A 19,740-nucleotide genomic window follows, 5' to 3' on the forward strand; every position below is an offset into this window, starting at 1 on the left:
GCGGTCGTGGGTCGACCGCCACGGGGACGCAGCGAGGAGGTAGGTGAGCATGGTCCTCGCCCTTGTGGTGTGCGCGGCCGTCGTGGTCCTCGCCATCGCCGGCCTGGTCGGCTTCGCGGTACGCCGCCGCCTCATCCAGCGGGTGGGCGGCACCTTCGACTGCTCCTACCGCCTGAAAATGCCCGCCGACGCCTCGACGCAGCCGGATCTCGACGAGAACGGCCAGCCCACCTCCGCCCCGGTCCCGCAGACCGACGGCAAGGGGTGGGTTTTTGGTATCGGCCGCTACAGCGGCGACTCCATCGAGTGGTTCCGGGTCTTCTCCTACGCACCCCGCCCGCGCCGCGTCCTGCCGCGCACCGAGATCGAGGTCCTCGGCCGCCGCTACCCGCAGGGGCAGGAGGAACTCGCCCTGCTCTCCGGCTCGGTGGTGCTGCGCTGCCTGCACAAGGGCGCCCCGCTGGAGCTCGCGATGAGCGACGACGCGCTGACCGGCTTCCTGGCCTGGCTCGAGGCGGCGCCGCCCGGACAGCGAGTGAACGTCGCGTAGTGAGGCGCCGTTAACGGTGGTGAACCGGCCCGCTAGGCTGCGGGCATGGTGAACCTGACGCGCATCTACACCCGGACCGGGGACGACGGCACGACCGCGCTCGGCGACATGAGCCGGACCACGAAGACCGACCCCCGGCTGATCGCGTACGCGGACACCAACGAGGCCAACGCGGCGCTCGGCGTGGCGCTGGCCGCCGGTGGGCTGGACGAGGAACTGGTCGCGGTGCTGACCCGGATCCAGAACGACCTGTTCGACGTCGGCGCGGACCTGGCCACCCCGATCGTGCCGGACCCGAAGTACCCGCCGCTGCGGGTCGAGCAGTCGTACGTCGACCGGCTGGAGGCCGACTGCGACCGGTTCCTGGCGGACCTGGAGAAGCTGCGCAGCTTCATCCTGCCCGGCGGGACGCCCGGGGCGGCGTACCTGCACCTGGCGTGCACGGTGGTGCGGCGGGCCGAGCGGGCGACCTGGGCGGCGATCGAGGAGCACGGGGAGAGCGTCAACCCGCTGACCGCGAAGTACCTGAACCGGCTCTCCGACCTGCTGTTCATCCTGGCGCGGACCGCCAACAAGGAGCGCGGCGACGTGCTGTGGGTGCCCGGCGAGAACCGCTGAGGCGGCGCTACCGGGGCCGCTTGGGGAAGAGCGTGTAGCTGGCGGCTACCAGCAGGTTGACGCCGACGACCAGACCCATCCGCGGGTACCAGGAGTCGAGCGCCGCGGTGCGGGCGCCGTCGCCGACCAGCCACTGCACGGCGGCGACCAGCACCACCGTGACCGCCGCGGCCAGCAGCGTCAGGGCGAACACGCCCCACTCGTAACGGGCCCGCGCCGCACCGTACCTGGGCATCCCGGCGGGCTTCGGGCCGCCCGCCAGGCGGTGCGCGGCGTGCCCGTCGGCCCAGCGGACCAGGCGGTGGCCGTAGGCGAGCGAGAAGCCGACGTACGCGGCCGCCAGGCCGTGCGTCCAGTCGGCGGTGGCGCCGCCGCGCAGGTCCGCGACGGTCGCCCCGAGGATCACCAGGTCGACCACCGGGAGCAGGGCCAGCAGCACCGCGCCGGTGCGGCGCAGGCGCAGCCCGTAGCGGGCCAGCAGCCCGGCCGCCAGTACCACCCAGAAGCCGACCTCACCGGCTGCGATCAGGAAAACCATGCCTCGATCCTGCTCCCGCGCGGGCGCCGGGTCATCGTCCGGGCAGTCGAGCCGGGCGTGCGACTTTCGTCGGACGGCGGGTCGTCCGGCCGGTCGTTCCTGCAGGTGGGAAGGAGTGCTGGGATGGGGCCCGTGAGGCTCACCGACCGCCAGGAGGACCTGGCCATCGCCGCCGCCGGGCTGCTCGGCGGCCTGCTGCTGCTGGCCTTCGGCGCCTACGACGCCCGGCCCGGGCTGCCGGTGTGGGCGGTGGCGCTGCCGCTGGCGGCGATGGCGGCGCTGGAGCCGGCGCGTCGCAGCCGTCCGGTCTGGACGGTCTGCCTGGGCGGCGTGCTGTTCGGCGCCGCGGTGTACCTGGGCTCGCTGATGGCGACCCTGCTGATGTACACCGACCTGCTGTACGCGGCCACCCTGTACGGCCCGGCCCGGATGAGCAAGGTGCTGCAGCTGACCGGGGCCGCCGCCACCCTGGTGCTCTCCGGGCTGACCTGGCGGTACGGGTCGGTGCCCGGGGCGCTGCTGGTCGCGGTGTTCTGCGGGCTGGTCTTCCTCGCCCCGGTCTGGACGGCCGACCTGCTGCGCCACCACCGCGACCGGGCCGAGGCCGAGCGGCTGCGGGCCGAACAGACCGCGCTGCTGGCCGAGTTGGACCGGCGCGGGGCGGTGGTCGCGGAACGCGCCCGGATGGCCCGGGAGCTGCACGACGTCATCGCCAACCACCTGTCGGCGATCGCCATCCACGCCACCGGCGCCCAGGCGGTGGCCCGCCGCCAGCGGCGTGCGCCGGACGAGCCGCTGGTCGAGGCGCTGGCGGTGATCCGGGAGAACAGCGTGCAGGGCCTGGCCGAGATGCGCCGGATGATCGGCCTGCTGCGCGATTCCGCACCCGAAGAGCCGTACGCCGCACCGCGGTTGGCCGCCGTCGACGTGCTGCTGGAGCAGGCCCGGGCGGCCGGGCGGGCGGCCGGGCTGAGCTTCGAGGCCGAGGAGGTCGGCGAGCGCGGCGAGCTGGCCGCGCCGCTGGAGCTGGCCGCGTACCGGATCGTCCAGGAGTCGCTGACCAACGCCGTCAAGCACGCCGCGCCCGGGCCGGTGCGGCTGGAGATCCGTTACGGGGAGGGCGAGTTGGAGATCTCGGTGGTGTCCGCGTACCGGCCCGGGGAGGGCAGGGCGGTGCCCGGGGCGGGGGCCGGGCTGGTCGGCATGGGCGAGCGGGCCCAGCTGCTCGGCGGGGAGCTCACCGCCGGGCCGGACGGGGGGACGTGGACGGTGCGGGCGGTGCTGCCGCGGACGGCGGGAGGGGAGCGCGCGTGATCAGGGTGCTGGTGGCCGAGGACCAGGCGGCGGTGCGGGCCGCGCTGGTGATGATCCTGCGCGCGGAGGACGACCTGGAGGTGGTCGGCGAGGCCGCCGACGGCGAGCAGGCCGTCCGGCTGGCCCTGGAGCTGCGGCCCGACGTGGTGCTGATGGACGTCCGGATGCCCCGGCTCGACGGCGTCGCGGCGACCCGCGAGGTGGTCGCCGCCGGGGCCGGGCAGGTCCTGGTGCTCACCACCTTCGACCTCGACGCGTACGTGTGGGGTGCGCTGCGGGCCGGTGCGGCCGGGTTCCTGCTCAAGGACCTGGAGGCCGAGGCCCTGGTCGAGGGCATCCGGACGGTCGCCCGCGGCGACGGCACCCTCGCGCCCTCCGTCACCCGGCGGCTGATCTCCTCCTTCGCCCGCACCGGCCCGGCCGCCGTCGCACCGGTCGCGCTGGACGGGCTCACGCCCAGGGAGCGGGAGGTGCTGGGCTGCCTCGGGGCGGGCCTGTCCAACGCGCAGATCGCGCAGCGGCTGCGCACCGCCGAGGCCACCACCAAGACGCACGTCAGCCGGATCCTGGCCAAGCTCGGCCTGCGCAGCCGGGTGCAGGCGGCGATCCTCGCCCAGGAGTGGGGGGTGCCCGCGCCGGGGGAGGAGTGAGCGCGGGGCGGGGGAGGAGTGGGGGCGGCGCGGGGGAGGGGTGCAGATCACACCCCTCCGGCGCAGATCACACCGCCGGATCGCACCACGGCGGGCGCGCTCCCACTAGAGTCCGGCGAGAGCGATGCCGCTCCCGCAGGCCGTCCGTGCTGCCCGGGCGCGGGCGTTCCGGGCGGTCGGGTGAGTTTGCTCACGGTCCGCCCGCAGACGGGTGATTTGGGCGGTAATCGAGCGTAGGTGTGAGGTGATCCTGCGTATATTCCCTCGGACGGGTGAAGTTGAGGGGCAGTCCGGCGGGTGACAGCAACCTGCGGAACTGGTTCACCGTCAGATTCAGGAAGGGGCCGGTGCGCGGACACGGCCCCACAGGGCGCGGACGTTCCCCGAGGTGCGGGCGCACCGTGGCAGCGGACGTACGGCAGACGGCCGAGGAGGAGGACAGCATGCGCATCACCGGCGACCACACCGCACTGGCCGTCGAAGGGCGGCTCGACGTGCGCAGCGCCGCCGACGCCAGGGCGCTGCTGCACGCCGCCGTCGACGGCGGCGAGGGCGACCTCGTCCTCGACCTCGGACGCCTGGAGTTCTGGGACGCCACCGGCCTCGGCGTGATCATGGGCACCCACCGGCGGGCCGGGCGGGCCGGGCGGCGCCTGGTGCTCCGCGACGTGCCCGTGCAACTGCAGCGGCTGCTGGTCGCGACCAGGCTGCACCGGATCCTCGCGGTCGAGGGCGCGGTGCAGGACCCCTGCGGGACGACGCTCCCCGCGCTGGGCTAGTCCCCGCGGCTTCCCGCGGTTCCCCCCGCGCACCCCGCCGGTGCGCCGTCGCAGGTCGGCCCGGGCGCCGGGAGTTCGTGTGCGGAGCGGCTGGGCGCCGGAGGCACCCCTGTGTGGTGACCGGGCGCGGACGTGTGGGAAAGTCTCCGCTCAGGTGTCCGAGTGGCGGGGAGCAGTGACGTGGGTCAGCCGAGCGGCGATTTCCGGGGGGACGGGGTGCGCCCGCGGAGCGGGGAACTGGTCAGCGGCGAGCGGCTGGTGGTGGTCGGCGGGCCGGAGGGCTCGGAGGCCCGGCACTGCCCGGACGAGTGGATGCCGCAGCCCCGCCGGATCCGCGGACTGGTGCAGGCCCGCCCGGAACTGGGCCCCAGCCCGGCCGTCGGCCCGCTCGCGCTCGGCGCCGGACCGGGCGACCTGCGGCTGCTGGACCGGGAGGGCGACATCGCGGCCCTGCTGGAGCAGCTCCGGGCCGGCCGCTCCGTCCAACTGGTCGGACAGGCCGGATCGGGCCGCTCCGCCCTGCTCGCCGCCGTCGCCGAAGCGGCCGGGGAGCTCGCCCCCGACGGCGTGGTGCGGCTGAGCGGCTACCGCCGGACCGTCACCGACCTGCTGCAGGACCTGTTCGCCGCCACCCACCAGGCCCCCGACTTCCGCCCCGACCGGGAACAGCTCGCCGAACTGCTGGCCGGCGTCGCCGCGGTCGTGGTGATCGACGACGTCGAACCGTACGGCGAGGAACTGGAGGAACTGCTCGCCCTCGCCCCCGAGTGCGCCTTCCTGATCGCCGCCGTCCCCGGCAGCCCGCCCCCCGCCCCCGGCTCCCGGCTGCGCGACCACCTGGTCGCGGGCCTGTCCCGCCCCGCCTCCCTGACCCTCGCGGCCCGGCTCGCGGGCCGTCCGCTCGACGAGGTCGAACGGGCCTGGGCGGTCGACCTCTGGTTCGAGTCCGAGGGCCTGCCGCTGCGCTTCGTCCGGGCCGCCGCGCTGCTGCGCCAGCGCGACGTCACGGTGGACGCCCTGGTCGCCGCCCAGGAGGACCGGCGGAGCCTGTTCGGCTCCGTCCAGGAGTACGAACTCCCCCGGGACCCGGCCGAGTTGGAGCGGGAACTGCGCCAGCAGGTGCCGCTGCCCTCGGTGGGGGAGAGCGCCGCACCGGCCCGCCGCCTGGTCCAGGGGCTGAGCGAGTCCGCCCGGCTGGTGCTGCGGCTCGCCCTCGCCCTCGGCGGGGAGTGCCCGACCGCCCCGCACCTGCCCGCGCTGCTCGACGTCGGCCTCGGCGAGAGCGCCCTGCAGGAACTCGTCGAAGCCGGGCTCGCGGTCTCCGTCGGCGGCCACCACCGCCTCACCGAGGGCGTCCTCGACGCCCTGCTGCCCGAGGTCGAGGACGACAGCAACGGCCTGCCCGCCCCGTTCGCCCCCGGCGGGATCGCGTACGGCGCCGCCGAACACCTCGCCTGGTGGGTCGGACACGCCTCCGTCTCCACCCGGCAGGTCGCCGCCGAAGCCGAGGTCATCCTCGCCGTGCTGCTCGCCGAACGGAACGCCGACCGCCCCGCCGAGGTGCTCCGCCTCGCCCGGGCCGCCGCCCCCGCGCTCGCGCTGTCGCTGCGCTGGGGCGCCTGGGAGCGCGTCCTGCAACTCGGCCTGGAAGCCGCCAGGATGCTCGGCGCCAACGCCGAACAGGGCTGGTTCCACCACGAGTTGGGCGTGCACGCGCTCTGCACGGGCGACAGCCGGCGGGCCGTCGCCGAACTGGAGGCCGCGCTCGCGCTGCGCGCCGCCGCGGGCGAGCAGCGCGGCGTCGCCGGGGCCCGCCGGATGCTCGACCTGATCCGGATCGAGGAGACCGCCGCCCTGACCGCGGGCACCGACACCGCGCCCGCCCGCCGCCGCCGCTCCATCCGGGCCATCGCCCAGGTCGTCCCCGGCCGCCTGCGCAAGCGGGCCCCGCGCGGCGCCCGCAAGACCGTGCTGCTGGCCGGGGCGGCGGTGATGGCGCTGGGTGCGCTCGGCACCGCGATCGGCGTCGCCGCCACCGGCGACGACCACCCGGGCGGCGACCGCACCGGCAACTCCGCCGACGACCGCCCCCCGCTCGACCCCAGTCCCGCCCCCCGCAGCAGCTCGCCCACCCCCGCCCCCTCCAGCGGCAGCCCCACGGCCACGGACAGCCCGACCGCGAGCGGCAGCCCCAGCCCCAGCGCCTCCACCACGAGCAGCCCCTCCGCCACCCACAAGCCCAGCGGCTCCCCGTCCCCGAGCGCAACCACGACGAAGCCGGGCACCGGCACCACGGGCGGCAGCACGGGAGGCACGACCGGCGGCAGCACCGGAACCGGTGGCACGACCAGCGGCGGCACCACGGGCGGCAGCACGGGAGGCACGACCGGCGGCAGCACCGGAACCGGCGGCACGACCACCGGCGGCAGCACGGGAGGCACGACCGGCGGCAGCACCGGAACCGGCGGCACGACCACCGGCGGCACCACGGGCGGCAGCACGGGAGGCACGACCGGCGGCAGCACCGGAACCGGCGGCACGACCACCGGCGGCACCACCGGCGGCAGCACGGGAGGCACGACCACCGGAGGGGCCACGGGCGGGGCGACCGGCGGCACGACGACGGGCGGCGCCACCGGCGGTACTCCCTGACGGGGCGTCACCGCAGGGGCTGTTCCGGGGCGGCGTCGTCCCGGGCGAGGGCGTGCGCGCACTCCGCCCGGGCCGGGGCGGTGGCGGTCACGGCGGGTCCTCCGCGGGGCCGCCGTCGAGCCAGCCCGCGTCCAGGGCGAGCGCCGAGTCGTGGACCACGTACTCGCGTTCGGCCTTCAGGGGCGGGAAGCCGGCGGTGGTGAGGGTGGTGGCGAGGCGGGTCAGGCGGGCGGTGGCGGTGGTGAGACCGACGCGGTGGCAGCGCTGGGTGACGAAGTAGTGGCGGTGGCCGCCGGGCTCGGTGCGGCGGGCGTTCCAGGAGACGTGGGCGTGGTGGCCGCGGGCGGCGCGGGCCAAGGCCTCGCGCGGGGTGCCGGGGGACAGCCGGACCTTCACGTGGTGCTCGAAGTAGTGGGCGGGGTCGGCGCGTTCGGCCTCGGCGTCGGTGCGCGGGACGCCCGGCGTCCAGGGGGCCGCCTCGATCTTGACCCGGACGGGGGTGAACCCGGCGCCGCGCAGCCGGGCGCTCTCGGCGGCGGCCCGGCGGTGCTGCGCGGCCAGCGTGCCCTCGGCGCGCCAGGAGAGCATCGGCTGCGAGGGGTGTCGTCCGCGGGCCAGCAGGATGTGGGTGAACTCCAGGCCGTGCGCGGCCGCCCAGGCGGCCAGCGCGTCGGCCTCGGCCGGGGCCAGCGTCAGGTGGGTCTCGTACGGGCCGGACCACGGGGCCCCGGCGGTGCTGCGATCGGGCATGCCGGGATTGTGGCAGCCCGCGCCGACGGCGCCCCCGGGCCGGGCGGGCAGCCCCGGGCCGGGCGGGCAGCCCCGGGTCGGGCGGGCAGCCCCGGGTCGGGCGGGCAGCTCCGGGTCGGGCGGGCAGCTCCTAGAAGAGCTTGAGCTTGTCGTCGTCGATGCCGCGCAGCTCGTCGTAGTCGAGGACGACGCAGCCGATGCCGCGGTCGGTGGCCAGCACGCGGGCCTGGGGCTTGATCTCCTGGGCGGCGAAGACGCCCCTGACCGGGGCCAGCAGCGGGTCGCGGTTGAGGAGTTCGAGGTAGCGGGTGAGCTGCTCGACGCCGTCGATCTCGCCGCGGCGCTTGATCTCCACGGCGACGGTGGTGCCGTCGGAGTCGCGGCACAGGATGTCGACCGGGCCGATCGGGGTGGGGTACTCACGGCGGATCAGCTGCCAGCCGGAGCCGAGCACCTCCATCCGGTCGGCCAGCAGCTCCTGCAGGTGGGCCTCCACGCCGTCCTTGATCAGGCCGGGGTCGACGCCCAGTTCGTGCGAGGAGTCGTGGTGGACGTCCTCCAGGGTGATGATCAGCTTCTCGCCGGCCTTGTTGGTGACCGTCCACACCCCGTCGGCCTCCTTGAGGGAGCACGGCGGCGACATCCAGTTCAGCGGCTTGTAGGCCCGGTCGTCGGCGTGGATGCTGACGCTCCCGTCGGCCTTCACGATCACCAGGCGCACGGCGGAGGGCAGATGTGCAGCGAGGCGGCCCGCGTAGTCCACGGTGCACTTGGCGATGACAAGACGCATGGGGACAAGCCTAAGGCCCGCGGGGAGTGCCCCGGTCCGCGTTCGATTCCGCGGGCCGGAGCGGCCCGCTCCGCTCCGGTGGGGCCGAAGCGGCGCAATCCCGAGACAGCCGGTCCGGGCGGACGGGAACCGGGAGCCGTTTGAAGCGAGTGCGCGCACGGCAGGTGTGGGCCGGGCGGGAGGGGCGAAGCATGGTGACCGCACGGGCACGCGCCGTGAGGGGTGCCTGCTCACTGAGGGGGGTTGGGACACGTCGGATTCCGGCCAATCTCGTCCAGGAAGGGGCGTTCCGGGCGGCAATCCGTCGATTCACCAACCCGGGCGGAGGGGGGCCTGCCAGGCTGGTCTGACCCCCGGCCCGAACCCCGTCGCGCGGCGTCCACCGGTGCGTCACACCCGCACCGTTCGAACGGCACGCGTGGTTCACCGCACGTCCGTCCACCCTCCCCGGCGCACCGCGCCCCGGCACCGCCCTCACCACCCCAGCACCCGCCCAGCACACCGGCACCACCGCCCCGGCGACCACGTCGGAGCGGACCGCGAGAGGAGAACCCATGTCGCTCGACGTCTCACCGGCCCTGTTGGAGAAGGCCGAACGAGGCGAGGTCGACGAGCGGGAGTTCGTCGACTGTGTCCGCACCTCGCTGCCCTACGCCTGGGACATGATCAGCTCGCTGGTCGCCCAGCTCAAGGTCGACGGAACCGACTTCGCCGACAACGACGTGCCCCCGCCGAGCGAGCAGGAGCGCGGCCAACTGCTCCGCGCGCTGGCCAGCGACGCGATCCGGGGCGCCCTGCAGCGGCACTTCGGCGTGCAGTTGGCCTTCCAGAACTGCCACCGGGTCGCGGTCTTCGCCCCCGGCCCCGACACCGAGGCGCGGCTCGCCCGCTTCACCTCGATCCGGGGCCAGCTGCTCAACCAGTCGCCGGAGCTGCGCGACTGCTGACGGGGCGTCGCCGCGCCGCGCCACCGCTGACGGGCCGCCAGCACCCCTGCGGGCGCCGAACGCGGGCCACCCCGGGTCCCAGCATCCCGGGGCGGCCCGCGGCCGCGCGCGGGCCCCCACGGCGCTCAGGACAGCTGCGGCAGCACCTCCGCGCCCAGCCGGGCCAGGTTGTGCAGCGTCGCCGCGGTGTCGCCCGAGCCCTCCGCGAGCAGCGCGAAGCGCCGGATGCCGGTGCGCTCCGCGGTCGCCAGCAGCCGGTCCGCGCACTGCCGGGGCGTGCCGACCGCGTGCAGGTCGCACAGCAGCTCGGTGTACGCCCGCGGGTCGCGCATGGTGCGCTCCCGGCCGTCCACGGTGCGGTGCGCGCCCAGGCCGTGCGCGAAGAAGTCCGGCATCGCCCGCAGCAGGCTGGCCCGGGCCGCCCCCGCCCGGTCGTCCACCTGTGCGACGCCCGCCGCGACGTGCTCCCGCTCCACCCGGGCCAGTTGCTCCTCGCCGCGCCCCGCCGCCCGCCAGGCCGCCCGGTACGCCGCCAGCATCTCCCGCTTGTCCTCGTCGCCCGAGTGCATGCCCAGCAGCATCGGCAGGCCCCGCTCCGCGGCCGTCCGCACCCCGCCCGGCGAGGTGCAGGCCACCACTACCGGCGGGCCGGACCGGGCCGGGGCCGCCCCGTCCTGGCGCTGGCGCGGGATCACCGTCCCCTCCAGGCCCAGCCAGCCCGCCAGCTCCCCCCGCCGTCCCGGCTCCGCCGCCCGCGGCACCACCGCGACCTCCGGGAAGGCGAACTGCGGCCCCGCCGCCCCCACCCGGGCCCCGCGCAGCCAGCGCAGCAGCAGGTCGAGGCGCTCCGGGAAGCCCTGCTCGTACGCCTCCAGGCCGCCGCCGAACACCGCCAGGTCGATCCACGGCCCGCCGCGCCCCACCCCCAGCGTGAACCGGCCGCCCGAGGTCAGGTGCAGCAGCGCCGCCTGCTCGCCCAGCGCCACCGGGTGACGGGTGCTCAGCACGCTCACCGCCGTGCCCACCCCGATCCGCCGGGTGCGGCCCAGCAGCAGCGCGGCCAGCGTCGCCGCGTCCGGGCAGACCCCGTACGGGACGAAGTGGTGCTCGGCCAGCCAGACCGCGTCCAGGCCCGCCCGCTCGGCGGCCACCGCGGCCGAGACCGTCCGCTCCAGCGCCTCGCCGTGGCCCTGGCCGGGGAACTGCGCCGACAGCAGGAAGGCGCCGACCCGGATCGCGTCCGTGCCGGTGCCCGGTGACTGCTCGGCGGCGGGCTGCGCCGCGGGCACCACCCCGGTGCGGGCCGTCCGCGGGGAGGCGGAGCGGGCGTCGGGCCGGGCGGTGGTCTTCGTCATCGGGTGCCTCCATCGGTGCCGCGCAGGGTCGCGGGCCCCGCCGTGTCACCACGTGAGTAACCCATGTCATGTGCCAATGGCACGCCGAATCCCCGATTTCCCCGGGAGAAGGGTGGATTACCCCCGAAACCCCGGCGGCCGGCCGGTCCGCCGTGCTATTGGGGCCCGCGGGGGCGGTGGGGCGCCGGTGGCTTCCGGTGCTCCCGGCGCCCGCACCCGGTACAACGCGCCGGGCAACGGTCCGGTCACCGGCTGGGAGCGGCGGCCCGGCGGCCCGTACCCTGGGAGGACAGCGCGCCGACGGAGAGGAACCCCGTGTCACCCCGCCGCAACCGGATCGACAAGCCCGACGGCCGCGGCAGCGGCGCACCGATGGGGAGTTCGCTGCGCCGGGTCGAGGAGTACCGGGGCGAGGAGTGGGTGGTGCAGACCGTGGCCGGGACGGCCGGGCGGTACTACCGGTGCCCCGGCTGCGACCAGGAGATCCCGCCCGGCGTCGGCCACGTGGTGGCCTGGCCCGACCACGGCGGCGTGGACGACCGGCGGCACTGGCACCGGGCCTGCTGGGGCGCGCGGGAGCGCCGCGGCTCCAACGTCCAGCGGGGCCGCGGCGCTCCGAAGTACTGACGGCTGACGGCGCCTCAGGCGTCGCGCCTCTTCAGGACGAGGTAGCCCCCGAGCAGGGCCGCGGCCGTCCACGCCGCGCAGATCAGCAGGCCGGTCCAGGGGCCGTACGGCAGGTCGTCGGTCGGGACGACCTGGGTGATGGCGCCGCCCGTCTGGTCCGGGAAGTACTTGATCCAGTCCTTCACCACGGGGACGAGGGTCAGGATCGGCGAGATCAGCAGGATGAACGGCACCAGGATCGCCAGCGCCAGGATCTGGTGCCGCACCATCACCGTGACGCCGGCCGAGAGCAGGCACAGCAGGGTCAGGTAGAGCGCGGTGCCGACCACCGCGCGCAGCACGTTCTCCGCGCCCAGCGAGGTCGACAGCCCGCCGCCGAGCGCGGCCTGCCCGACGAAGAAGGCGACGAACACCGTCACCAGCGAGGCGGCCAGGGCCAGCGCGCCCAGCACGGCGGTCTTCGCCGCCAGCAGGGTGCCGCGCTGCGGGACGGCCGCCAGCGAGACCCGGATCATGCCGCTGCTGTACTCGTTGCCGACGGCCAGCACGCCGAACACCACGATGGCGAGCCGGCCGAAGCCGACGCCGATGAACGAGATGGCGGTGGCGTCGAACGGCCTGCCGCCCTCGGTGAAGTCCGTGGGGTTGTTCCGGGCGACCAGGCTGATCGCCAGGCCGAGGGCGACGGTGATCAGGAAGACCGAGACCAGCGACCAGACGGTGGACCGGACGCTGCGGATCTTGGTCCACTCGGACTGCGCGACGGCGGGGAACACGGCCATCTCAGCTCTCCTTCCCTGGCTTGCGGTCGTTCCAGCCCGCGCCCCAGACGGGCGGCGGCGCGGGGGCGGCGGCCCCCATGTGGTACTCCACCGAGTCGGCGGTCATCTGCATGAACGCCTCCTCCAGCGAAGCCTGCTGCGGACTCAGCTCGTGCAGGGTGACGCCGTGCGCGGCGGCCAGGTCGCCGAGGACGACCGGGTCGCCGTCGACCACCTCCCAGGCGCCGTCCGGGCCGGGCTCGGCCCGCAGGCCCGCGCCGTGCAGGGCGTCCAGCAGCTGCTCCTGGTGCGGGGTGCGCAGCCGGACGGACGAGCGGGAGTTGCGCTTGATGAACTCGGCCATCGGCAGGTCGGCCAGCAGCCGCCCGCGGCCGATCACCACCAGGTGGTCGGCGGTCAGCGCCATCTCGCTCATCAGGTGGGAGGAGACGAAGACGGTGCGGCCCTCGGAGGCCAGCCGTTTCATCAGGTTGCGGATCCACAGGATGCCCTCGGGGTCGAGGCCGTTCACCGGCTCGTCGAACATCAGGGTCTGCGGGTCGGCCAGCAGCGCGGAGGCGATGCCCAGCCGCTGGCCCATGCCGAGCGAGAAGCCGCGGGCGCGCTTCCTCGCCACCGCGGTCAGGCCGACCAGGTCGAGCACCTCGTCGACCCGGGCGCGCGGCACCCGGTTGGACTGCGCCAGCCACAGCAGGTGGTCGTACGCGGTGCGGCCGGGGTGGACGGCCTTGGCCTCCAGCAGGGCGCCGATCTGGCGCAGCGGGTCCTGGATCCCGGCGTAGCGCCTGCCGCCGATGGTGACCTCGCCGCTGGTCGGGCGGTCCAGGTCGAGGATCATCCGCATGGTGGTGGACTTGCCCGCCCCGTTCGGGCCGAGGAACCCGGTGACCACGCCCTCCGGGATGCGGAAGCTCAGATCGTCGACGGCCAACTTGTCGCCGTAACGCTTCGTCAGGTGGTGCAACTCGATCATCTGCCGCTCCTTGGTCTCCGGCCAGGTTAGGGCAGAAAGCGGACGAATCGGACAACCTGCGTCCGGGGCGTGCCCGCCGGGCCCTACGGTGGAACCATGACCTCGCCCAGCGCGCCGACCGTCCGCGAGAACGGCACCGGCACCCCGCTCGTCCTGCTGCACGCCTTCCCGCTCTCCGCGCGGATGTGGGAGGTCCAACTGGAGCGAGTACCCGGCCCGGCCGGGGACGACGCCCGGGCCGTCGCGCCGGACCAGCGCGGCTTCGGCAGCGCCCCGCTCGGCGACCCGCCCCCGTCGCTGGACACCGCCGCCGACGACCTCGCCGACCTGCTGGACTCGCTCGGCGTCGAGCGGGCCGTCCTGGCCGGGCTCTCCATGGGCGGCTACGTCGCGATGGCCTTCGCCCGCCGCCACCCCGAACGGCTGGCCGGACTCGTCCTCGCCGACACCAAGGCCACCACCGACACCGACGCCGTCCGCGCCAACCGGGAGCGCATCGCCGCCGCCGTCCTGGAGCGCGGCAACGTTGACCTGCTGCTGGAGGAGCGGATGGCGGAGAACCTGCTCGCCCCCGGCACCGACCCCGAACTCGTCGACACCGTACGGCAGATGATCGCCGAAGCCGACCCGGCGGCGGTCGCCTGGGCGCAGCGCGCGATGGCCGCCCGCCCCGACTCGCTGGACGAACTGGCCGCCCTGGAGGTGCCCGCCGCGGTCATCGTCGGCGAACTCGACACCGTCACCCCGCTCGACGAGGCCCGGATGATGGCCGAGGCGCTCTCCGACGCCGAACTGACCGTCATCCCGGCCGTCGGCCACCTCTCCTCGCTGGAGGCCCCCGAGACCTTCAACGCCGCCGTCCGGGCCCTGCTCAAGCGCGTCAAGTAGCCGGGAACGCCGCAGGGGCCCGGAGCGCGAGCTCCGGGCCCCTGCGGGCACTTCAGGACTTCAGCGGTGTCCCGACAAGGCCGACCGGCGGTCGGCCGGGCCGTCAGCGCGACTGCTGCGCGGGCACGCCCAGCGAGTCGTCGGTCGGCAGCGAGGCCGCGGCGACCGCGGCACCCGTCAGCGTGGCCAGCATCTCGCGGACGTTGGTCAGCTGCGCGTTGATCGAGTCGCGGCGGTTGGTGAGCGCCGCCAGCTCGCGCTCCGACTCGCTGCGGACCCGGTCGGCCTTGGCGTTGGCGTCGGCCACGATGTCCTCGGCCTGGCGCTGCGCCGTCTCGATGGTCTGGCGGGAACGGCGCTCCGCGTCGGTGCGCAGCTTCTCCGCCTCCAGGCGGAGCTGCTCGGCGCGGTGCTCGATCTCGGCCAGCCGCTTCTCGGCCTTGGCCTGGCGGGCCGCCAGGTCGCGCTCGGACTGCTCCCGGCGCTTGGCCAGGTTGGTCTCGAACTCCAGGGCGGCCTGGGCGGCCTTGGTGCGGGTCTCCTCGAAGAGGGCGTCCGCCTCCTCGCGCTTGTTCTGCGCGTCCTTGTTGGCCTCGGCGCGCAGCTGGGCCGCGTCCGACTTGGCCTTGTCGACGATCCGCAGACCCTCGTCCTCGGCCTTGGCCTTGCGGTCCTTGGCGTAGTTCTCGGCCTCGGTGCGGACCTGCTGCGCGGCGGCCTCGGCCAGCTCGCGGTGCTGCTCGGCGGCGCGGTGCGCCTCGTCGCGCAGGTCCTTGGCCTCCTCCTCGGCGAGGCGGAGGATCTTCTCGACGCGGGCACCGAGACCGGCGTAGGAGGGCTCCGCCTCGGTGACCGCGGCCTGCGCCGTCTGGGTCTCCAGGTGGAGCTCCTCGATGCGCTTCTCCAGCGCGCTGATCCGGGAGAGGGCGCTGTCCCGGTCGGCCACCAGCTTGGCGATCCGCTCGTCGACCTGGGCGCGCTCGTACCCACGGCGTACCAGGTCGAAGCCGTGCGGGGAGTGACTGTCGCTCATGGGATTTCTGGGCTTCCTGTCGTCAAACCGCTGAGATGGTTGAGGGAATCCTGACACGGTACCGGAGTGTCAACGGCGAAACACCGTTGGTTCGCGGACAATGTCCGCTCAATCGGGTGGCGCGCCCCCGGAGCGATTGCCTCCCGACCGCGGAGAGCCCACTCCGGCACCTGCCTTGGGCCCTCCGTCCTTCTTGCTTCCCCCGTTGCCGTGGGCCGCCGGCGCGGGCGCCTCGAACGCCTCCAACGCCGACAGCACGTCCTGGACCCGAGAGATCTCGGTGTTGATGTCCTTGCGCCGACGGACCAGTTCGTCCAACTCCCGCTGGCCCTCGTCGGTCACGCGCTTGGCCTCCGAGCGGGCCTCGGCGAGCAGCCGCTCCGCCTCCTCGGCGGCCAGCCGCAGCTGCTCCTCGGCGTCCGAACCGGCCCGCCGCACGCGCTTCTCGGCCTCCTCGTCGGCGCGCCTGAGGCGCGACGCGGCCTCGTCGGCCGCCGCCTCCAGCTGCTCCTCGGCCTCCATCTCGGCGGCCTTGAGCTTCGCCTCCGCCTTGATGATCAGCGCCTCGGCCCGGGTGGTGGAGTCCGCGAGCTTGTTCTCGGCCTCCTTGAGCAGCGTCTCCGCCTTGCGCACCGCGGAGATCCGCACCCGGCCCGCCTCCGCGGACGCCTCCGAGGTCAGCTCGGACGCCCGCGCCTCGGCCGCCGCGATCAGCTCCGCCGCCCGCTCCTCGGCCTCCGCGACCTGCGCCTGCGCCTGCTCCTCGGCCTCGGTCAGCTGCTCCTGGGCCGCCGTCACCAACGCGTCCACCCGCTCGCCGGCCGACTTCATCGCCTGCGCGTTCTCCTTGCGGGCCCGCTCGTGCAGCGCCTCGATCTCGGCGTCGGTGCGCTCGCGCAGCTCCTCGGCCCGCTCGCGGATCGCCGTGGAGTCCCGGCGGGCCTCCGAGAGCAGCGCGTCCGCGTCCGCCCGGGCCTTCTCCACCTCGGCCTTGCCCTGCGCCTCGGCCTCGGCCCGCAGCCGCTCCGCCTCCTGGCGGGCCGCCGCGACCATCGCGTCGGACTGCTCCTCGGCCGCCGCGGCCAGCGCCAGCGCCTCCGCCTGGGCCTGCTCGCCGAGCTGCTCGGCGTCCGCGAACGCCTTCTCCAGCACCGACTTCGCCTGCTCGCGGGTCGCCTTGTCGTACGCCTCGGCGGCCTCCCGGGTCTCCCGGTCGAAGGCTTCGGCCCGGCCGCGGATGTCCGCGTCGAACTCCTCCGCCAGCGTCCGGGTCGCCAGCGCGTACTCCTCGGCCTCCGAACGCAGCGTGCCCGCCCGCTCCTCGGCCTCCGCCAGCGCCGCCGCCGCCAACTCGTCGGCCTCGGCCAGCACCCGCTGCGCCCCGGCCTCCGCCTCGGCCCGCTGCTGCTGCGCGAACTCGGCCACGGCGGCCCGCAGTTCGGCGGTCTCCCGCTCGGCCGCGGCCCGCAGCTCGCGGTCGTACGCCTCGGCCCGCTCGCGCAGCTCCGCGGTCTCCCGCTCGGCGGCGGCCCGCAGCTCGGCGATCTGGCCGGTCGCCTTCTCGTGCAGACCCGCCACCGACTGGCGGACCTCCGCGGCCTCCTGCTCGGCCGCCGCGACCAGCTCGGCGGCCCGCGCCTCGCCGTTCGCCCGCAGCTGCTCGGCGGCGTGCTCGGCCCGCTCGCGCAGTTCGGCGGTCTCGCGTTCGGCGGTGGCGCGCAGTTCGCGGTCGTACGCCTCGGCCTGCTCGCGCAGTTCGGCGGTCTCGCGTTCGGCGGTGGCCCGCAGTTCGGCGGTCTCGCGTTCGGCGGTGGCGCGCAGTTCGCGGTCGTACGCCTCGGCGGCCTCGCGCTGCTCGGCGGTCTCGCGTTCGGCGGTGGCGCGCAGTTCGCGGTCGTACGCCTCGGCCTGCTCGCGCAGCCGGGCGGCCTCGGCCCGGTCGGCGGCGGCCTCGGTGCCCAGCGCCTCGGCGTCGGTGCGGGCGACGGCGAGGGCCTGCTCGGCCTCGGCGCGCAGCTGCGCGGCGTCGGCCTCGGCGGCCTCGCGGGTCTGCGCGGCGTCGGCGGCCGCGGCCTCGCGGACCTGCGCGGCCTCGCCGTCGGCGGCGGCCCGGATGGCGGCGGCCTCGGCCAGCTGCTCGGCGGTCCGCGCCTGGTCGCGCTCCAGGTCGGCGCGGGCGGCCTCGCGGGCGGCGGCGGCCTCCTCGCGCAGCGCCTGCGCGGCGGCCTCGGCCCGTTCGGCGACCGCGCGGGCGGCCTCCTCGGCCTCGGCGCGCACGGCCCGCCCGGCCTCCTCGGCCTCGGCGCGGTGCTGCTCGGCCCACTGGGCGGTGTCGGCACGCAGTGCCTCGGCGGCGGCCGCGGCCTCGGCGCGGACGGTGTCGGCCTCGGCGGCGGCCTGCTCGCGCAGCTCGGCGCCGTGCCGCTCGGCGGCGGCCCGGGCCTCCTGGGCGGCGGTCTCGGCGGCGGCGAGGAGCTCGGTGCGGGCCTGCTCGGCGGCGCCGGTGATCTTCTCGCCCTCGGCGCGGGCCCGGGCGAGGGTCTGCTCGGCCCGGCCCTGGACGGCGGCGGCCTGTTCGCGGGCCTCGCCCAGCAGCCGTTCGACCTCCTCGCCCGCGCCGGAGCGCAGCGCGTCCGCGTCGGACTTGGCGGTGGTCAGCAGTTCCTCGGCCTGCTTCGCGGACTCCTCGATCTGCACCGCGGCCTGGCGGCGGGCCTCGGCCCGGACCCGCTCGGCCTCGGCCTCGGCGGCGGCGCGCTGCTCCTCGGCCTGCTCGCGGGCCCGGGCGGCCTCGGCCTGCATCCGCTCCAACTGCTCGCGGATCGAGGCGGCGTCCTCCATGGCGGCGTTCTGCGCCTGCTCGACGGCCTCGCGGGCCTGCTCCAGCAGCGTCCCGGCCTCGGACTTGGCGTGCTCGACCAGCCGCTCGGCCTCGGCGGCGGCCTCGCCGCGGGTGCTCTCGGCGTCGGCGCCCGCCCGGGCGAGCACCTCCTCGGCCTGCTTGGCGGCGCGGGCCAGCCGCAGCGCCGCGTCCTTGGCGCCCTCGGCGCGGCCGGCCTCCTCGGCCTCGGCGCGGATCCGCTCGGCCTCGGCGGCGGTGGCCTCGCGCAGCGCGGCGGCCTCGGCCTCGGCGGCGGCCCGGCGCTCGGCGATCTCCGCCTCGGCCTCGGCGCGCAGCTCGTTGGCGACCGACTCGGCGGCGCCGCGCAGGCGCTCGCTCTCCTCGCGGGCGGCGGCCTTGGCGGCGTCCGCCTCGGCCTGCACGGTGGCGGCGGCGGAGCGGATCAGCTCGGCCTCGCGGGTGGCGGCGGCCACCATCTTGGCGATCTCGGCGCGGGCGGTGGCGGAGCGCTGCTCGCTGGCGGCGGCGCCGTCGGCGACCTTGCGCTCGGCCTCGCTGGTGGCCTCGGCCTGCAGCCGCTGGGCGGCGGCGGTGGCCTCCTCGCGCATCCGGGCGGCCTCGGCGCGAGCCCGTTCGGTCTCGGCCAGGGCCTCGGCGCGCAGCCGCTCTATCTCGGCCTGGGCGCCGGACAGGGCGGCCTCGGCGCGCTCCTGGTCGGCGAGGGCCTGCTGCTTGAGGGCGGTGATCTCGGCCTCGGCGGCGGCGAGCTTCTGCTCCGCGGCGGCGTGCGCCTCGGCGAGCTGCTGCTGGGCGGCGGTGAGGGCGGCGGCGCGCTGCTCCTCGGCCTGGGCGCCGGTCTGCTGGGCCTGCTCGGAGGCGGCGCGCAGCAGGCGCTCGGCGTCGGTCTGGGCGCGCAGCAGGGCGGCCTCGGCCTGGGCCTGGGCCTCGCCGCGGGCGGCGTCGACGTCGGCGGCGGTCTGGGCGCGGGCCTGGTCGGCGAGGGCGGCGGCCTCGGCGCGGACGGCGGCCATCATCCGGTCGGCCTCGGCGCGGGCCTCCTGGAGCAGGCGCTGGGCCTCCTGCTCGGTGCCGGCGCGGGTCTGCTCCGCCCAGTTGACGTTCTCGTTGACGTGGCGCTCGGCGGCGGCCCGGAACTCGGCGAGCTCCTCCTCCAGCCGGCGGCGCCGGGCGTTGAACTCGGCCTCCAGCTGGGCGGTCCGCTCGGCGGCCTCGGCCATCATCCGCTGGGTGGCGGCCTGGGACTCGCGCAGCTGGCGCTCGGCGTCCGCGCGCAGCGCCTCGGCCTGCATCTCGGCGTTGCGCAGGAGCTGTTCGGCCTGGCCGGAGACGGAGTCGAAGGCACGCGGCTGGGCGAGCTGCCGACGGGCCTCGTGCAGCTTGGCCCGGAGCACCTCCACCTGGTAGGCGAGGTCGTCGGCGTGCTCGATGGTCTTGTCCCGCTCCTTGCGGGCCTTCTCCAGCTCGGCCTCGAACTTGGAGAGGTGATCCTCAACCTCGTAGCGGTCGTAGCCCCGCACTCCGCGGTCCCATCCATCTCCTGGTCGCGTCCTCGACCGGGCCGTTCCGCCGCGCGGGTTCGCGGGCGGATCGGTTGGTCCTTGCAATCGCTCCGCCGTCCGGGTGGACTCCTG

17 protein-coding genes are annotated in these 19,740 nt (G+C 75.9%); 9 read left to right on the forward strand and 8 right to left on the reverse strand.

Annotated features, from left to right (window positions below; all coding sequences use genetic code 11):
- Positions 1-49 precede the first annotated feature (49 nt).
- Together QSK52_RS07370 and QSK52_RS07375 are read left to right on the forward strand one after the other, a co-directional pair.
- Complete coding sequence (locus tag QSK52_RS07370; RefSeq protein WP_176190007.1) at positions 50-550, forward strand: DUF2550 domain-containing protein; 501 nt, start codon at positions 50-52, stop codon at positions 548-550.
- 45 nt (positions 551-595) lie between these two features.
- Entirely contained in the window at positions 596-1,168 is a 573-nt protein-coding gene (locus QSK52_RS07375; RefSeq protein ID WP_285734900.1) for a cob(I)yrinic acid a,c-diamide adenosyltransferase, read from the forward strand.
- A gap of 7 nt (positions 1,169-1,175) precedes the next feature.
- Here the strand turns inward: QSK52_RS07375 and QSK52_RS07380 are convergent, their stop codons facing one another.
- Positions 1,176-1,706, reverse strand: a complete 531-nt coding sequence (locus QSK52_RS07380) for a hypothetical protein (RefSeq protein WP_285734902.1) — start codon at positions 1,704-1,706, stop codon at positions 1,176-1,178.
- Positions 1,707-1,829: 123 nt separating this feature from the next.
- Between QSK52_RS07380 and QSK52_RS07385 the strand changes: the two genes are divergently transcribed.
- The 4 genes from QSK52_RS07385 to QSK52_RS07400 all read left to right on the forward strand — a co-directional run bounded on the left by QSK52_RS07385 (position 1,830) and on the right by QSK52_RS07400 (position 7,101).
- Entirely contained in the window at positions 1,830-3,020 is a 1,191-nt protein-coding gene (locus tag QSK52_RS07385) for a sensor histidine kinase (RefSeq protein WP_285734904.1), read from the forward strand.
- Complete coding sequence (locus QSK52_RS07390) at positions 3,017-3,670, forward strand: response regulator (RefSeq protein ID WP_285734905.1); 654 nt, start codon at positions 3,017-3,019, stop codon at positions 3,668-3,670. Before QSK52_RS07385 ends, QSK52_RS07390 begins: the two co-directional genes overlap by 4 nt.
- A gap of 443 nt (positions 3,671-4,113) precedes the next feature.
- Positions 4,114-4,449 (forward strand): STAS domain-containing protein, encoded by a 336-nt coding sequence (locus tag QSK52_RS07395; RefSeq protein WP_285735101.1) that lies wholly within the window; start codon positions 4,114-4,116, stop codon positions 4,447-4,449.
- A gap of 180 nt (positions 4,450-4,629) precedes the next feature.
- Positions 4,630-7,101: an ATP-binding protein gene (locus QSK52_RS07400; RefSeq protein WP_285734906.1), complete on the forward strand. Its 2,472-nt coding sequence runs from the start codon at positions 4,630-4,632 to the stop codon at positions 7,099-7,101.
- An 87-nt stretch (positions 7,102-7,188) separates the two neighbouring features.
- Here QSK52_RS07400 and QSK52_RS07405 read toward each other — a convergent pair whose 3' ends face one another.
- Together QSK52_RS07405 and nucS are read right to left on the reverse strand one after the other, a co-directional pair.
- Positions 7,189-7,851: a hypothetical protein gene (locus QSK52_RS07405; protein WP_285734908.1), complete on the reverse strand. Its 663-nt coding sequence runs from the start codon at positions 7,849-7,851 to the stop codon at positions 7,189-7,191.
- Between the two features lie 130 nt (positions 7,852-7,981).
- Entirely contained in the window at positions 7,982-8,641 is a 660-nt protein-coding gene (nucS, locus tag QSK52_RS07410; protein ID WP_285734910.1) for an endonuclease NucS, read from the reverse strand.
- 554 nt (positions 8,642-9,195) lie between these two features.
- Between nucS and QSK52_RS07415 the strand changes: the two genes are divergently transcribed.
- The gene (locus QSK52_RS07415) at positions 9,196-9,588 is read left to right on the forward strand and encodes an SCO5389 family protein (RefSeq protein ID WP_285734912.1); all 393 of its coding nucleotides are present in this window, start codon (positions 9,196-9,198) and stop codon (positions 9,586-9,588) included.
- A gap of 125 nt (positions 9,589-9,713) precedes the next feature.
- On the opposite strand, the gene QSK52_RS07420 is transcribed toward QSK52_RS07415, so the two are convergent.
- Entirely contained in the window at positions 9,714-10,823 is a 1,110-nt protein-coding gene (locus tag QSK52_RS07420) for an LLM class flavin-dependent oxidoreductase (RefSeq protein ID WP_285735103.1), read from the reverse strand.
- 435 nt (positions 10,824-11,258) lie between these two features.
- Between QSK52_RS07420 and QSK52_RS07425 the strand changes: the two genes are divergently transcribed.
- The gene (locus QSK52_RS07425) at positions 11,259-11,570 is read left to right on the forward strand and encodes an ATP/GTP-binding protein (RefSeq protein WP_285734914.1); all 312 of its coding nucleotides are present in this window, start codon (positions 11,259-11,261) and stop codon (positions 11,568-11,570) included.
- A 14-nt stretch (positions 11,571-11,584) separates the two neighbouring features.
- Here the strand turns inward: QSK52_RS07425 and QSK52_RS07430 are convergent, their stop codons facing one another.
- On the reverse strand, positions 11,585-12,352 hold the full coding sequence (locus QSK52_RS07430) for an ABC transporter permease (RefSeq protein ID WP_285734916.1): 768 nt from the start codon (positions 12,350-12,352) through the stop codon (positions 11,585-11,587).
- A 1-nt stretch (position 12,353) separates the two neighbouring features.
- Positions 12,354-13,325 carry an ABC transporter ATP-binding protein gene (locus tag QSK52_RS07435; protein ID WP_285734918.1) on the reverse strand — a complete coding sequence of 324 codons (972 nt, stop codon included), beginning with the start codon at positions 13,323-13,325 and terminating at the stop codon, positions 12,354-12,356.
- A 96-nt stretch (positions 13,326-13,421) separates the two neighbouring features.
- On the opposite strand from QSK52_RS07435, the gene QSK52_RS07440 reads away from it, so the two are divergent.
- On the forward strand, positions 13,422-14,213 hold the full coding sequence (locus QSK52_RS07440) for an alpha/beta fold hydrolase (protein WP_285734920.1): 792 nt from the start codon (positions 13,422-13,424) through the stop codon (positions 14,211-14,213).
- Between the two features lie 103 nt (positions 14,214-14,316).
- On the opposite strand, the gene QSK52_RS07445 is transcribed toward QSK52_RS07440, so the two are convergent.
- Together QSK52_RS07445 and QSK52_RS07450 are read right to left on the reverse strand one after the other, a co-directional pair.
- Positions 14,317-15,246 (reverse strand): cellulose-binding protein, encoded by a 930-nt coding sequence (locus QSK52_RS07445; protein ID WP_014138112.1) that lies wholly within the window; start codon positions 15,244-15,246, stop codon positions 14,317-14,319.
- Between the two features lie 108 nt (positions 15,247-15,354).
- Complete coding sequence (locus tag QSK52_RS07450) at positions 15,355-19,626, reverse strand: hypothetical protein (RefSeq protein WP_285734922.1); 4,272 nt, start codon at positions 19,624-19,626, stop codon at positions 15,355-15,357.
- Positions 19,627-19,740: the final 114 nt, after the last annotated feature.

The sequence above is a fragment of the Kitasatospora phosalacinea genome, from assembly GCF_030268885.1.
Classification (GTDB): Bacteria; Actinomycetota; Actinomycetes; order Streptomycetales; family Streptomycetaceae; genus Kitasatospora; species Kitasatospora phosalacinea_C.

Bases quoted from the DNA above. Each gene is read 5' to 3' on its own strand.
- QSK52_RS07370 (WP_176190007.1), top strand. From the start codon at position 50: ATGGTCCTCGCCCTTGTGGTGTGCGCGGCCGTCGTGGTCCTCGCCATC.
- QSK52_RS07375 (WP_285734900.1), top strand. From the start codon at position 596: ATGGTGAACCTGACGCGCATCTACACCCGGACCGGGGACGACGGCACG.
- QSK52_RS07380 (WP_285734902.1), bottom strand. From the start codon at position 1,706: ATGGTTTTCCTGATCGCAGCCGGTGAGGTCGGCTTCTGGGTGGTACTG.
- QSK52_RS07385 (WP_285734904.1), top strand. From the start codon at position 1,830: ATGGGGCCCGTGAGGCTCACCGACCGCCAGGAGGACCTGGCCATCGCC.
- QSK52_RS07395 (WP_285735101.1), top strand. From the start codon at position 4,114: ATGCGCATCACCGGCGACCACACCGCACTGGCCGTCGAAGGGCGGCTC.
- QSK52_RS07405 (WP_285734908.1), bottom strand. From the start codon at position 7,851: ATGCCCGATCGCAGCACCGCCGGGGCCCCGTGGTCCGGCCCGTACGAG.
- nucS (WP_285734910.1), bottom strand. From the start codon at position 8,641: ATGCGTCTTGTCATCGCCAAGTGCACCGTGGACTACGCGGGCCGCCTC.
- QSK52_RS07415 (WP_285734912.1), top strand. From the start codon at position 9,196: ATGTCGCTCGACGTCTCACCGGCCCTGTTGGAGAAGGCCGAACGAGGC.
- QSK52_RS07430 (WP_285734916.1), bottom strand. From the start codon at position 12,352: ATGGCCGTGTTCCCCGCCGTCGCGCAGTCCGAGTGGACCAAGATCCGC.
- QSK52_RS07435 (WP_285734918.1), bottom strand. From the start codon at position 13,325: ATGATCGAGTTGCACCACCTGACGAAGCGTTACGGCGACAAGTTGGCC.
- QSK52_RS07440 (WP_285734920.1), top strand. From the start codon at position 13,422: ATGACCTCGCCCAGCGCGCCGACCGTCCGCGAGAACGGCACCGGCACC.
- QSK52_RS07445 (WP_014138112.1), bottom strand. From the start codon at position 15,246: ATGAGCGACAGTCACTCCCCGCACGGCTTCGACCTGGTACGCCGTGGG.